The 14,334-nt window shown below is 60.9% G+C and carries 12 protein-coding genes; 4 read left to right on the top strand and 8 right to left on the bottom strand.

The features are described from left to right. Positions 1-173: 173 nt before the first annotated feature. The 8 genes from pdxJ to lptF form a co-directional block, all read right to left on the bottom strand. Complete coding sequence (gene pdxJ, locus ACZ445_RS05420; protein WP_058425776.1) at positions 174-917, bottom strand: pyridoxine 5'-phosphate synthase; 744 nt, start codon at positions 915-917, stop codon at positions 174-176. Positions 918-968: 51 nt separating this feature from the next. Then, a complete protein-coding gene (recO, locus tag ACZ445_RS05415; protein ID WP_058425777.1) occupies positions 969-1,658 on the bottom strand; it encodes a DNA repair protein RecO in 690 nt (229 codons plus the stop codon). Positions 1,659-1,821: 163 nt separating this feature from the next. Then, complete coding sequence (gene era / locus ACZ445_RS05410) at positions 1,822-2,724, bottom strand: GTPase Era (RefSeq protein WP_016978271.1); 903 nt, start codon at positions 2,722-2,724, stop codon at positions 1,822-1,824. After that, the gene (gene rnc / locus ACZ445_RS05405) at positions 2,717-3,406 is read right to left on the bottom strand and encodes a ribonuclease III (protein ID WP_012722401.1); all 690 of its coding nucleotides are present in this window, start codon (positions 3,404-3,406) and stop codon (positions 2,717-2,719) included. Before rnc ends, era begins: the two co-directional genes overlap by 8 nt. Positions 3,407-3,556: 150 nt before the next feature. Further along, entirely contained in the window at positions 3,557-4,411 is an 855-nt protein-coding gene (gene lepB / locus ACZ445_RS05400) for a signal peptidase I (RefSeq protein WP_058425778.1), read from the bottom strand. A 5-nt stretch (positions 4,412-4,416) separates the two neighbouring features. Beyond that, positions 4,417-6,216, bottom strand: a complete 1,800-nt coding sequence (gene lepA / locus ACZ445_RS05395; RefSeq protein ID WP_003188853.1) for a translation elongation factor 4 — start codon at positions 6,214-6,216, stop codon at positions 4,417-4,419. Between the two features lie 151 nt (positions 6,217-6,367). Beyond that, positions 6,368-7,447, bottom strand: a complete 1,080-nt coding sequence (lptG, locus tag ACZ445_RS05390; RefSeq protein ID WP_058425779.1) for an LPS export ABC transporter permease LptG — start codon at positions 7,445-7,447, stop codon at positions 6,368-6,370. Beyond that, positions 7,440-8,558, bottom strand: coding sequence for an LPS export ABC transporter permease LptF (gene lptF / locus ACZ445_RS05385; protein ID WP_058425780.1), 1,119 nt, complete (start codon positions 8,556-8,558; stop codon positions 7,440-7,442). The genes lptG and lptF overlap by 8 nt, the downstream gene beginning before the upstream one ends. A 284-nt stretch (positions 8,559-8,842) precedes the next feature. Between lptF and ACZ445_RS05380 the strand changes: the two genes are divergently transcribed. From ACZ445_RS05380 to ACZ445_RS05365, 4 genes are all read left to right on the top strand, one after another. Continuing rightward, positions 8,843-10,333: a leucyl aminopeptidase gene (locus tag ACZ445_RS05380; RefSeq protein ID WP_058425781.1), complete on the top strand. Its 1,491-nt coding sequence runs from the start codon at positions 8,843-8,845 to the stop codon at positions 10,331-10,333. A 51-nt stretch (positions 10,334-10,384) separates the two neighbouring features. After that, positions 10,385-10,813, top strand: a complete 429-nt coding sequence (locus tag ACZ445_RS05375) for a DNA polymerase III subunit chi (RefSeq protein WP_012722396.1) — start codon at positions 10,385-10,387, stop codon at positions 10,811-10,813. Positions 10,814-10,820: 7 nt separating this feature from the next. After that, positions 10,821-11,204, top strand: coding sequence for a DNA polymerase III subunit chi (locus ACZ445_RS05370; protein WP_464708052.1), 384 nt, complete (start codon positions 10,821-10,823; stop codon positions 11,202-11,204). 200 nt (positions 11,205-11,404) lie between these two features. Further along, entirely contained in the window at positions 11,405-14,251 is a 2,847-nt protein-coding gene (locus tag ACZ445_RS05365; protein WP_464708051.1) for a valine--tRNA ligase, read from the top strand. Positions 14,252-14,334: the final 83 nt, after the last annotated feature.

Here is a 14,334-nt window from a genome sequence, read left to right as displayed (position 1 = left end):
TGGCTGAAACGCGGGGGAAACACCAGAGATCAAAAGATGGAATACGCCTATGTGGGAGCGGGCTTGCTCGCGAATGCAGTGGGTCAGCCATACATGAATCGACTGACACACCGTATTCGCGAGCAAGCCCGCTCCCACACAAGCCCATTTCCACAGGGGGATTGCGGTGTTATTTAGTGCTTGGCGGCGGCCAGGATCAAGGCTTTCATCTCGGCGACGGCGCCCTTGAAGCCGACGAACAGCGCATGGGCCACCAACGCATGGCCGATGTTCAGCTCGTTGATGCCCTTGATCGCGGCCACGGCTTCGACGTTGTGGTAATGCAGGCCATGGCCGGCGTTGACGATCAGGCCTTCCTTGAGGCCGCAGCTCACACCATCGATGATGCGTTGCAGTTCGTCAGCCACTTCGGTGGGGGTGGTGGCGTCGGCGTAACGACCGGTGTGCAGTTCGATGGCCGGTGCACCGACACGGCGCGAGGCTTCGATCTGGCGCTCGTCGGCGTCGATGAACAGCGAGACTTCACTGCCGATCTTCGACAGGCGCTCCACGGCGGCCTTGATCCGCGCTTCCTGGCCGGCCACGTCGAGGCCGCCTTCGGTGGTCAGTTCCTGGCGGGTTTCCGGCACCAGGCAGATGTGCGCCGGGCGGATGCGTTCGGCGAACTGCATCATTTCCTCGGTGACGCCCATTTCGAAGTTCATGCGGGTTTGCAGCACATCCTTGAGCAGCAGCACATCGCGCTCCTGGATGTGGCGGCGGTCTTCACGCAGGTGCACGGTGATGCCGTCGGCGCCCGCTTCTTCGGCGTCCAGCGCAGCCTTGACCGGGTCAGGGTAACGGGTGCCCCGAGCCTGGCGCAGGGTAGCGACGTGGTCGATGTTGACGCCAAGAAGAATGCGATTGCTGGTGGTCACGGAAGCGCTCCTGAAAAGGGAAAGAAACGCCGCACAGCATACACGGGGTTGTCAGGGCTTTCGAAACAACTCGCGACTGACCAGCGGTCGCCCGCCCAAATGCACAGCCAGGGCCTGGCGCATCAGGCGCTTGGCGGCGGACAAGGCGCCGGGGGCGGTCCAGTCCGCTTCGCTCATGGCCAGCAGCTCGGTGCCCTGGAACAAGCCGGGTTGCAGCAGGTAGACGCGCTCCAGGCCGGCGTCCACTTGCAGGCGATACATGCCATCCGCGGCGATGGGCTCGCCGTGCAGGTCGTTGGCCAGTTCGAAGCCGTAGCCCAGGTCGTCAAGCAGGCGCCATTCGAACGCACGCAGCAACGGTTCCAGGGGGCGGCCTTCAGCCAGGGCGAGCAAGGTGGCGGCGTAGTGATCGAACACAGCCGGGTGCGGGTCTTCAGCGGGGAGCAGACGGATTAGCAGTTCATTGAGGTAGAGGCCACTGAACAGCGCATCGCCGTTGAGCCAGGCCGAGGTGCCGACGCTTTCCATGCGGCCGACGTTTTTCAGCTCACCCTTGCCGCGAAACTCCACGTCCAGGGCCACGAACGGCCGCGCCAGGGTGCCCGCCTTGCCCCGCGCACTGCGCAAGACGGCGCGCAGGCGGCCTTGGGGCGTGAGGAAGTCCACCAGGGCGCTGGTCTCGCGGTAGGCGCGGCTGTGCAGGACGTAGGCGAGTTGGCTGGGGGGTGGGGATTGGGACATGGCTGCTCACTGCTGGAATGCACTTTTGAAAACGACACAAACCTAATGTGGGAAGGGGCTTGCCCCCGATGGCAGTGTGTCAGTCACTTATTTGTCAACTGACCCACCGCTATCGGGGGCAAGCCCCCTCCCACATTTTCAGCCCCGCGGTGCATTCAGGACCTTACAGGTCGCCATAGCCCAGGGAGCGCAGTGCACGCTCGTCATCGGACCAGCCGCCCTTCACCTTCACCCACAGGTTGAGCATGATCTTGGAATCGAACAGCAACTCCATGTCCTTGCGCGCCTCGGTGCCGATGCGCTTGATGCGCTCGCCCTTGTCGCCAATGATGATTTTCTTCTGGCCGTCACGTTCGACGAGGATCAGCGCATGGATGTGCAAGGTCTTGCCCTGCTGCTTGAACTCTTCGATTTCGACGGTGATCTGGTACGGCAGCTCCGCGCCCATCTGGCGCATGATTTTCTCGCGCACCAGCTCAGCGGCGAGGAAGCGGCTACTGCGGTCGGTGATCTGGTCTTCCGGGAAGAAGTGCTCGTTCTCGGGCAGGTGCTCGGCGATCACGCGCTCCAGGGCATCGAGGTTGTGGCCGTGCTGGGCCGAAATCGGGATGATCTGGGCGTTCGGCAGTTGTTCCTGCAGCCAGCTCAGGTGCGGCATCAGCTCGGCTTTGTCTTCGATACGGTCGGTCTTGTTCAGCGCGACGATCAACGGCCCGGTGACGTACTGCACACGCTCGAGGACCATCTGGTCTTCGTCGGTCCACTTGGTGCGGTCGACCACGAAGATCACCACGTCGACGTCTTTCAACGCCGCCGAAGCGGTCTTGTTCATGTAGCGGTTAAGCGCCTTCTCGCCACCCTTGTGCATGCCCGGGGTATCGACATAGACCGCTTGCACATTGCCTTCGGTCTTGATGCCCAGCATGTTGTGGCGAGTGGTCTGCGGCTTGCGCGAGGTGATCGCCAGCTTCTGGCCGAGGATGTGGTTGAGCAGCGTGGACTTGCCCACGTTTGGGCGGCCGACGATGGCAACATAGCCACAGCGTGTTGCGGTTGAATCAGTCATGGCCATTCTCCACGCCCAGGGCAATCAGTGCTGCGGCAGCCGCTACCTGTTCGGCAATACGACGACTCACACCCTGACCTCGGCTTTTTTCGTTCAGTAAGGTGATTTCACATTCCACGAAAAACACGCGGCAATGGGGCTCACCCTGGATATCCACCACTTCGTAGCGTGGCAGTTCGCACCCGCGCGACTGCAAAAATTCCTGCAGGCGGGTCTTGGGATCTTTATTGGTGTCGACCAGCGTGAGGCTTTCGATCTCGGAGGTCAGCCAGGCGGTGACGCGCTCCTTGGCGGCTTCCATACCGGCATCGAGGTAGATGGCGCCGATCAGCGCTTCAAGGGCATCGGCCAGGATCGACTCGCGACGAAAACCGCCACTTTTCAACTCGCCGGACCCCAGGCGCAGGTACTCACCCAGGCCAAAGCCACGGGCCAGCACGGCCAGGGTCTCGCCCTTCACCAGGCGCGCACGCAGGCGCGACAACTGGCCTTCACGGGCTTGGGGGAAGCGCTCGAACAGCGCCTCACCGGCGACGAAGTTGAGGATGGCATCACCGAGGAATTCCAGGCGCTCGTTGTTGCGCCCGGCAAAGCTGCGGTGTGTGAGGGCAAGGACCATCAATTCCTGGTCCTTGAAGGTGTAGCCGAGCTGGCGCTCGAGACGTGCTAGAGAAACGGTCACGGTTTATCCATATCTAGTTGGTGGCACCGGCGGCCATCGACGATTGACGCAGTGTTCAAATTCAAATCCTGGTTGGTGCTGCATGAGGCAGGACCGATTTGTCCCCACCCCAGAAAAGCATTCGGCGCTGTGTTCACAGCGCCGCCTGTATTACTTGATCAGCCCGACCCGCGAGAAGTTCGGCAGGTGGCTGAGTTTGGGTTCCGGCCAGCTCATCCAGACCGCAAAGGCCTTGCCGACGATGTTCTGGTCGGGAACCATGCCCAGCAGGTCCTTGGGAATGCTGGGATCATCCCAGTACCGGCTGTCATTGGAGTTGTCACGGTTGTCGCCCATCATGAAGTAGTGCCCGGCCGGAACCTTCCACTGCCCATCAGGCTGGGCACGGTAGCGACTCATTTCCTTGCGAATTTCGTGCTCTACCGCACCAAGTTTTTCCTGGTACAGCTCGGCGCTGCCCAGGCTGTTCGGCTCGGAACCCAGCAGCTTCTCGGCCACCGACTCACCGTTGATGAACAGGCGCTTGTCACTGGTGTAGCGAATCACGTCGCCCGGCAGGCCGACCACACGCTTGATGTAGTTGACGTTCGGGTCGCTCGGGTAACGGAACACCATCACATCGCCGCGCTGCGGGTCACCGACTTCAATGACCTTCTTGTCGATCACCGGCAGGCGGATCCCGTAGGAAAACTTGTTCACCAAGATGAAGTCGCCCACGTCCAGGGTAGGTTTCATCGACCCCGAAGGGATCTGAAACGGCTCGACCAGGAACGAGCGCAGCACCAGCACGATGAACAACACCGGGAAGAACGACTTGCCGTATTCAACCAGCAAAGGCTCTTTGTTCAGTTTCTCGATCACTACGCCATCGGGCTGGCTGACGCTGCCCTGATAGGACGCGATAGCCGCCCGCCGACGCGGGGCGAAGAACACCAGATCGAGCAACGCCAGGAGACCGCAAACGGCAACGGCGATGACCAGCAACAGCGGGAAATTTAGTGACATAGGACCTAACTATCCAACCTGAGCACCGCAAGGAAGGCTTCTTGTGGAACTTCCACGTTACCTACTTGCTTCATGCGTTTTTTACCGGCCTTTTGCTTCTCAAGCAGCTTGCGCTTACGGCTTACGTCACCACCGTAGCATTTGGCCAGTACGTTCTTTCTGAGTGCCTTGACGGAGGTCCGCGCAATGATCTGCCCGCCAATGGCGGCCTGGATCGCGACGTCGAACATCTGGCGCGGAATCAGTTCTTTCATCTTCTCGGTCAACTGGCGACCTTTGTAGTGCGCGTTGTCCTTGTGCACGATCAGTGCCAGGGCATCGACCTTGTCGCCGTTGATCAGCACATCCAGTTTCACCAGATTAGCCGATTGGTAACGGTCGAAATGGTAATCCAGCGAAGCATAGCCGCGGCTGGTGGATTTGAGACGGTCGAAGAAGTCCAGCACCACCTCGTTCATCGGCATGTCGTAGGTCACCTGGACCTGAGTGCCGAGGAACAGCATGTCGCGCTGTACGCCTCGTTTTTCGATGCACAGGGTGATGACGTTGCCCAAATGCTCTTGCGGAACCAGGATATTGGCCCGCACGATAGGTTCGCGCATGTCTTCGATGGCCGACAGATCCGGGAGCTTGGACGGGTTGTCGACGTAAATCGTTTCACCGGTTTTCAGCAACAACTCAAAAATAACGGTGGGAGCGGTGGTGATCAGGTCCAGGTCGTACTCGCGCTCAAGGCGCTCCTGGATGATTTCCATGTGCAGCATGCCCAAGAATCCGCAACGGAAGCCGAAACCCAGGGCATCGGAGCTTTCCGGGGTGTACTGCAACGACGAGTCGTTGAGGGTCAGCTTTTGCAGGGCTTCGCGGAAGTCTTCGAAATCGTCGGAGCTGACAGGGAACAGGCCCGCGTAGACCTGCGGCTGGATGCGCTTGAAACCTGGCAGCACGTCGACATCCGGCGTGGAGCTCAGGGTCAGGGTGTCACCCACCGGCGCGCCGTGGATGTCCTTGATGCCGGCGATGATGAAGCCCACTTCTCCGGCCTTCAGATCAACGGTCGCGGTGTGCTTGGGGTTGAATACGCCGACGCTGTCCACCAGGTGGATCTTGCCGGTGGACTTGACCAGGATCTTGTCGCCCTTCTTCACACGGCCATGGCGCACGCGCACCAGGGAGACAACGCCCAGGTAGTTGTCGAACCAGGAGTCGATGATCAACGCTTGCAGCGGATCTTCGTAGTTGCCGGTCGGCGCAGGGATGGTGTGCACCAGGCGCTCGAGCACTTCGTCGACACCCAGGCCTGTCTTGGCGCTGCAGGTGACGGCGTCGGTGGCGTCAATCCCGATGATCTTCTCGATCTCTTCCTTGACGCGCTCAGGCTCGGCCTGGGGCAGGTCGATCTTGTTCAGCACGGGCATGACTTCCAGGCCCTGCTCGATCGCGGTGTAGCAGTTGGCAACCGACTGCGCTTCCACGCCCTGGCCGGCGTCCACCACCAGCAAGGCACCTTCACAGGCCGCCAGGGAACGGCTGACTTCATAGGTGAAGTCGACGTGACCCGGGGTGTCAATGAAGTTCAGCTGGTAGGTGATACCGTCTTTGGCCTTGTAATACAGAGTAACGCTGTGGGCCTTGATGGTGATGCCGCGCTCGCGTTCGAGGTCCATGGAGTCCAGGACCTGGGCTTCCATTTCGCGCTCGGCAAGGCCACCGCACATTTGGATGAACCGGTCGGCCAGCGTCGACTTGCCATGGTCAATGTGGGCGATGATGGAGAAATTGCGGATATGACTCAAATCACTCACGGATCAACACTCAAAAAGGCTGCAGGCAGATTGCCCGCTGAAAAATAGCCGGGAATTGTACCTGATGCTCAGGCCAGACGTCATCTTTGCTGACCAGAACAAAAATGCCCCGATCTCTCGACCAGGGCATTTTTTGATCATAAGCGCGATGTCAGCCGGCTCGACGCAACAGCCAGAACCCGGCCAGGGCGCAGATGGCCGTCGGCACCAGCACCGCAAACAGCGGCGAGAAGCCGAACACCAGGCTCGACGGACCCAGCAGGTCCTGGGCGATGCGGAAGGTGAAACCCACCAGCACCCCCGTAAACACGCGCTGGCCAAGGGTCACCGAACGCAGCGGGCCGAAGATGAAGGAAATCGCCATCAGCACCAACGCGGCGGTCACCACCGGTTGCAACACCTTGACCCAGAACGCCAGCCAGTAGCGGCCGTTGTTCAGGCCCTGGTCCTTCAGATAATGGATATAGCCCCACAATCCGGAAATCGGCAGGCTTTCCGGGATCATCACCACGGTATTGAGCAGTTCCGGCTTGAGGGCGATATCCCACTCCTCGCTCGGCACGTTGATCACTTCAGTACTGGCCTTGGTGCCTTGGCCGACATTACGGAAGTAGGTCGTGGTGACGTCGCTGAGTTGCCACTTTTCGCCACCATACTGCGCACGTTTGGCGAAGCTGGACTCCAGCAGGTGACGTTCTTTGTCGAACGTGTAGCGCGTTACGCCAATCAACAGGCCACCGGGCTGCACCGCGTTGATATGGATGAACTCATCGCCCTGGCGGTGCCACAGGCCGTGCTTGGAGCTTTGTGCATCGCCCGACCCCTGGGCCAGGGCGCGATTGGCCTGGGCAGTGGTTTCGGCCGGTGGCGCGACGTATTCGCCGATCAGCACGCTGCAGGCCATCAGCAGCAGCATGGGCTTCATCACCGCCCAGACGATACGACCGATGGACACGCCGGCAGCGCGCATGATGGTCAGTTCGCTGTTGCTGGCCAGGCTGCCCAGGCCGATCAGGCAGCCGATCAGCGCGGCCATCGGCATCATGTCGTAGAGGCGACGCGGCGCGGTGAGGGCCACATAGCTCAGCACGTCCCACACGGTGTAGGTGTCGCTGACGTTGCCCACTTCATCGATGAAGGCGAACAACGATGCCAGCCCGAGGATGATGCCCAATACCGCCAGGATGGCGATCAGTACGCTGCTACCAATGTAGCGATCGAGCTTAGCCACGAGCCAACTCCTTCTGGCCGCGACGGCTCATCATTTTCAAACGGATCGGTTCCCAGTAGAGCAGCCCCAGGCCGATCACCAGGAAGACCCCGTGCACCCACCACAGGCCGAGGGTCGGCGAAAGCTTGCCCTTCTCCAGGGAGCCGCGGGCGGAAATCAGGATGGTCAGGTAAGCCATGTACAGCAGGATCGCCGGCAACAGCTTGAGGAAACGGCCCTGGCGCGGGTTGACGCGCGACAGCGGCACCGCCATCAAGGTGACGATGAACACCAGCAGCGGCAGGGAGAGTCGCCATTGCAGCTCGGCGATGGAACGCAGTTCCTTGCTGCCCCACAGATCAGTCGTCGGAATGGCATCACGGTCAGTGACTTCGTCGCTGATGTCCGGGCGAGCCAGCATCACGCCATAGGTGTCGTACTTGATCGCACGGTAATCGGCCATGCCCGGACTGCCATCATAGCGGTAGCCATTTTCCAGGATCAGGTAGCGACTGCCGTCAGGACGCACTTCCTGGCGCCCCGAATCGGCCACCAGCACGGAAATGCCACGGTCTTTCTTGTCCTGGCCCAGGCGCTTCTCGGAGATGAACACACCCCCCAGGTTGGCGCGGTCGTCGGTCAGGGTTTCGGTGTAGGTCACCCGGGAACCGTCATTGAGCGCCTGGAAGCGACCGGGCTCGAGGGTGTCGAACTCGGTCATCGCATCCTGTTTGTTCAGCACCAACTGGAACTGCAAGGCGCCCTGGGGCGCCAGGCCCAGGCTCAGCCAGGCCACGATCAGCGCGATGCCAGTGGCCGGGATCATGGTCATGCCCAGCAGGCGCTGCTGGCTCATGCCGGTGGCCGAGAGCACGGTCATTTCGCTTTCGAGGTACAGGCGGCCATAAGCCAGCAGGATCCCGAGGAACAGACCCAACGGCAGAATCAACTGCAGGAAGCCCGGCAGGCGAAAGCCCATGATAAGGAACAGCGAACCCGGGTCCAGGGCGCCGGAGGCAGCCTGGGCCAGGTATTTGACGAAACGACCACTCATGATGATGACCAGCAGCACCGCACTCACGGCACTCAAGGTCAACAGGACTTCGCGGGACAGATAACGGAAGACAATCAAACCAGACACTCCAGGGTTGTCAGGCTAAGGCGGCCAAACAAGCAAGCATACCGAGACAGCCCGTTTATACAGGGCCGGCTAAAAAGATGGCGCATTATCCTGTGATTGACCGCGCCTGTCACGGAGCTTGCTCGTGCGCACGCACAAAGCATGCACCAAGGGTTGTCAGGCTCCGTCGGCGAGGTTCAAACTGCGGCCTTTGTCGCCGGCGGTTTACACAGCTGCCTGGTATTAAAGCCGGAGTACAGACTCCTGGCTAACCGACCTTTATAAGGGACCCGAAAATGGAACTGGTTGTAAAAAGCGTTAGCCCCGAAACGTTGAAAACCGCCACCCTCGTGGTCGCCATCGGCGAAGGCCGCAAGCTCGGCGTGGCCGCCAAGCAACTCGACGAACTCAGCGGCGGCGCCATCAGTGCAGTGCTCAAGCGCGGCGACCTGGCCGGCAAAGTCGGCCAGAGCCTGCTGCTGCAAAGCCTGCCCAACCTGAAAGCCGATCGCGTATTACTGGTAGGCGTGGGCAAAGATGCCGAACTGGCTGACCGTCCGTTCCGCAAGATCATCAGCGGTATCCTCAACACCCTCAAGGGCCTGGGCGGCACCGATGCCGCGCTGGCCCTCGATGAAATCGTGGTCAAAGGCCGTGACAGCTACGGCAAGACCCGCCTGCTGGCCGAGAGCCTGGTGGACGGCGGCTATATCTTCGACCAGTTCAAGAGCACCAAGGCCGAACCGCGTGCCCTGAAGAAAATCACCTTGCTGACCATCAAGGCCGCCCAGGCTGAAGTCGAGCGCGCCGTGAGCCACGCGACTGCAATCGCCAAAGGCATGTCATTCACCCGCGACCTGGGCAACCTGCCACCGAACATCTGCCACCCGACCTTCCTCGGCGAACAGGCCAAGGCACTGGGCAAGGAGTTCAAGGGCCTGAAAGTCGAAGTGCTCGACGAGAAGAAGATCAAGGAACTGGGCATGGGCTCGTTCTATGCCGTGGGCCAGGGCAGCGACCAGCCGCCACGCCTGATCGTGATGCAATACAACGGCGGCAAGAAGTCCGAGAAGCCTTACGCCCTGGTGGGTAAAGGCATCACCTTCGACACCGGCGGCATCAGCCTCAAGCCGGGCCTGGGCATGGACGAGATGAAGTACGACATGGGCGGCGCCGCCAGCGTGTTCGGCACCCTGCGTGCCGTGCTGGAACTCAAGCTGCCGATCAACCTGGTGTGCATCCTGGCCTGCGCCGAGAACATGCCGAGCGGTGGCGCGACCCGTCCGGGCGACATCGTCACCACCCTGAGCGGCCAGACCGTGGAAATCCTCAACACCGACGCCGAAGGCCGCCTGGTGCTGTGCGATGCCCTGACCTACGCCGAGCGCTTTAAGCCGCAGGCCGTGATCGACATCGCCACCCTGACCGGCGCGTGCATCGTCGCCCTGGGCTCCCACACTTCCGGCCTGCTGGGCAACAACGACGAACTGATCGAGCAACTGCTCAGCGCCGGTAAAGCCGCCGACGACCGCGCCTGGCAACTGCCACTGTTCGACGAGTACCAGGAACAGCTGGACAGCCCGTTCGCCGACATCGCCAACATCGGTGGCCCGAAAGCCGGCACCATCACCGCGGCCTGCTTCCTGTCGCGCTTTGCCAAGAACTTCAACTGGGCGCACCTGGACATCGCCGGCACAGCCTGGACCAGCGGCGGCAAGGACAAGGGCGCCACTGGCCGTCCGGTGCCATTGTTGACCCAGTACCTGCTGGATCGCGCCAAGGCCTGAAACTGAAGATTCCGGGGCGACTCTTACGTCGCCTCGGTCTCAGGAACCGCAATGACCCAAGTCGACTTCTATATATTGCCCAGCGCCGACCCGCTCGCGCGCCTGGACTTTGCCTGCAAACTCACCGAAAAAGCCTGGCGCATGGGCCACCGCATCTACCTGCATTGCAGCGATGCGGCCCAACGCGATGAGCTGGATGCCCGCCTGTGGCGCTTCAAGGGCGAAAGCTTCGTACCCCACGGCCCCGCCGAGTCCGAACCTGAAGGCCTGGTGGTGCTGGGTCTGGGCGACAGTTGCGGCGATCACCATGACCTGCTGGTCAACCTGGACCTGAAAGTACCGCCGTTCGCCAAGGCTTTTGCCCGTGTGGCAGAGGTGGTGGTGGAAGATCCGGCTATTCGTCAGGCCGCGCGGGAGAGTTTCCGTTTCTACCGCGAACAGGGCTATCCTCTCCAGGATCACCGGCTACAACGACTTTGAGTAAATGATGGACACGCCAAACCCTCTAAAAAAAGACGACCACCTGCTGGACGACCTGGAGTCGATCCGCCAGCTGCTGGGTGATGATGACTTGCAACCGCCGCTGTTGACCGAAACGGTCGAGGGCGAGGTACAGATTCCGCTGCTGTTCGATATGGTCGGCGGCAAACCTGTCGCGCCGGAGCCGGTTGTCGAAGCTCCCGCCGTCGAACCTGCCCCCACTGAAAAAGGGCCCGACGCCCTTCTGCTGCACCTTGACAACGAACTGCGCGCCGCCGCGCAACTGATCATGCAAGACGTGATCGACGATTTTTCCCCGCACATCGAAACGGAGATCAAGCGTCGTCTGGATGCGCGGATGGAGCGGCTCCTCAGCCAATACCAGTCCTGAGCCTTGCAAGGCTCCCTGTGGGAAGGGGCTTGCCCCCGATAGCGATGGGTCAACGAATGCTGAGTTGACTGACACGCCGCCATCGGGGGCAAGCCCCCTCCCACATTTGATTTGCACAAGTCTTCAACTCGCCCTCAGCTCCCAGCCCCGTTATACTTGCCGGCTTTCCTGAATAAATGCCAACTAGGGTCCCGCCGCGCATGGATAAGACCTACCAGCCGCACGCCATCGAAACTTCCTGGTACAACACCTGGGAATCCGAGAATTATTTCGCCCCGCAAGGCGCGGGCGATTCCTACACCATCATGATTCCGCCACCGAACGTCACTGGCAGCCTGCACATGGGCCATGGCTTCAACAATGCGATCATGGATGCCTTGATCCGTTTCCGCCGCATGCAGGGCCGCAACACCCTGTGGCAACCGGGCACCGACCACGCCGGTATCGCCACCCAGATGCTGGTGGAACGCCAACTCGAAGCCACCGGCCAGAATCGTCATGACTTGGGCCGCGAGAAATTCCTGGAAAAGATCTGGGAATGGAAGGACCAGTCCGGCGGCAATATCAGCCGTCAGATCCGTCGCCTCGGCTCGTCCGTAGACTGGAGCCGCGAGCGCTTCACCATGGACGACGGCCTGTCGGAATCCGTGAAAGAAGCCTTCGTGCGCCTGCATGAAGACGGCCTGATCTACCGCGGCAAGCGCCTGGTCAACTGGGACACCAAGTTGCACACGGCGATTTCCGACCTCGAAGTGGAAAACCACGACGAGAAAGGTTTCCTGTGGAACCTCAAGTACCCGCTGGCCGACGGCGCCAAGACCGCTGAAGGCAAAGATTACCTGATCGTTGCCACCACGCGTCCAGAAACCATGCTCGGCGACGCCGCCGTGGCGGTTAACCCGAACGATGAACGCTACCAGGCGCTGATCGGCAAGTTTGTCGAACTGCCGCTGGTTGGCCGCCGTATCCCGATCATCGCGGACGACTACTGCGACCCTGAATTCGGCACCGGCTGCGTGAAAATCACCCCGGCCCACGATTTCAACGACTACGAAGTCGGCAAGCGCCACAACCTGCCGCTGCTGAACATCTTCGACAAGAACGCCGCCGTACTGCCGGCCTGTCAGGTGTTCAACCTGGACGGCACGCTGAACGAGAGCATCGACGGCAAGATCCCGGCCGAATACGCCGGCCTCGACCGCTTCGAAGCACGCAAGCAGATCGTTGCCGCCTTCGACGCCGCCGGCCTGCTGGTGAGTGTTGACGACCACAGCCTGAAAGTGCCGAAAGGCGACCGCTCCGGTAGCGTGATCGAGCCGTGGCTGACCGACCAATGGTACGTCTCCACCAAGCCGCTGGCCGAACCGGCCATTGCCGCCGTGGAAGATGGCCGTATCCAGTTCGTACCCAAGCAGTACGAAAACATGTATTTCTCGTGGATGCGCGACATCCAGGATTGGTGCATCAGCCGTCAACTGTGGTGGGGCCACCGCATTCCGGCCTGGTACGACGAGTCGGGCAAGGTCTATGTAGGCCGCGACGAAGCCGAAGTGCGTGCCAAGCACAACCTGGGTGCCGACGTTGCGCTGCAACAGGACAACGACGTACTGGACACCTGGTTCAGCTCTGGCCTATGGACCTTCTCCACCCTCGGCTGGCCGCAGCAGACCGAATTCCTGAAGAAATTCCACTCCACCGACGTACTGGTCACTGGCTTCGACATCATTTTCTTCTGGGTTGCCCGGATGATCATGCTGACCATGCACCTGGTGAAAAACGAGGACGGCACGCCGCAGGTACCCTTCAAGACCGTGTACGTGCACGGCCTGGTACGTGATGGCCAAGGCCAGAAGATGTCCAAGTCCAAGGGTAACGTGCTGGACCCGCTGGACATCATCGACGGCATCGACCTGGAAACCCTGGTGCAGAAACGCACCTCGGGCCTGATGCAGCCGAAACTGGCGAAGAAGATCGAGAAGCAGACCCGCGACGAATTCGCCGACGGCATCGCCAGCTACGGCACCGACGCCCTGCGCTTCACCTTCTGCTCGCTGGCATCCACCGGTCGCGACATCAAGTTCGACATGGGCCGCGTCGAAGGCTATCGCAACTTCTGCAACAAGATCTGGAACGCGGCGCGCTACGTGCTGGATAAAGGCGAAGACTGCGGCCAGAACGGCGAAGCCGTCGAACTGAGCCTGGCCGATCGCTGGATCATCTCGCAGTTGCAGCGCACCGAAGCCGAAGTGACTCGCCAGCTCGACCAGTTCCGCTTCGACCTGGCCGCACAGGCCTTGTACGAGTTCATCTGGAACCAGTATTGCGACTGGTACCTGGAACTGTCCAAGCCGGTCCTGTGGGACGAGAACGCACCGATCGAACGTCAGCGCGGTACCCGTCGCACCCTGGTGCGCGTACTCGAAGTGGCGTTGCGTCTGGCGCACCCATTCATGCCGTTCATCACCGAAGAAATCTGGCAGCGCCTGGCGCCACTGGCCGGTATCGAAGGCAAGACCATCATGCTGCAACCTTGGCCGGTGGCCAACGAAGCGCGCATCGATGAGGCGGCCGAAAGCGATATCGAATGGCTCAAGACCCTGATGATGGGCACGCGTAACATCCGTGCCGAGATGAACATCGGGCCGGGCAAGCCATTGGCGGTGTTCGTGAAGAACGCCAGCGCCGAGGATCTGCGTCGCCTCGCCGAGAACGATGCGCTGCTCAAGAAGCTGGCCAAGCTGGAGTCGATCACCGTATTGGCAGCCGGCGAAGAAGCGCCTCTGTCCGCGACCGCACTGGTTGGCGAGATGGAAGTGCTGGTGCCAATGGCCGGCCTGATCGACAAGGGTGCCGAACTGGCCCGTCTCGACAAGGAGATCGCACGCCTGCAAGGCGAAGTGCAGCGGGTGGGTGGCAAGCTGTCCAACGCAGCGTTCGTCGACAAGGCGCCAGCTGAAGTGATCGAGAAGGAACGCGCCAAGTTGGCCGAGGCCGAACAGGCCCTGGGCAAGCTGGCGGAGCAGCATGCGCGGATTTCCAGCCTGTAAGGTCGAACCTGTGTAAAAAAAGAGGCCTTCTGGCCTCTTTTTTTGTGTGGAACTCGCCAATACCTGACTGGCAATACGGTCAA

The organism is Pseudomonas allii (assembly GCF_055380095.1).
The sequence above is the reverse complement of the archived record's forward strand: the minus strand, read 5'-3'. Positions and strand labels throughout refer to the sequence as shown.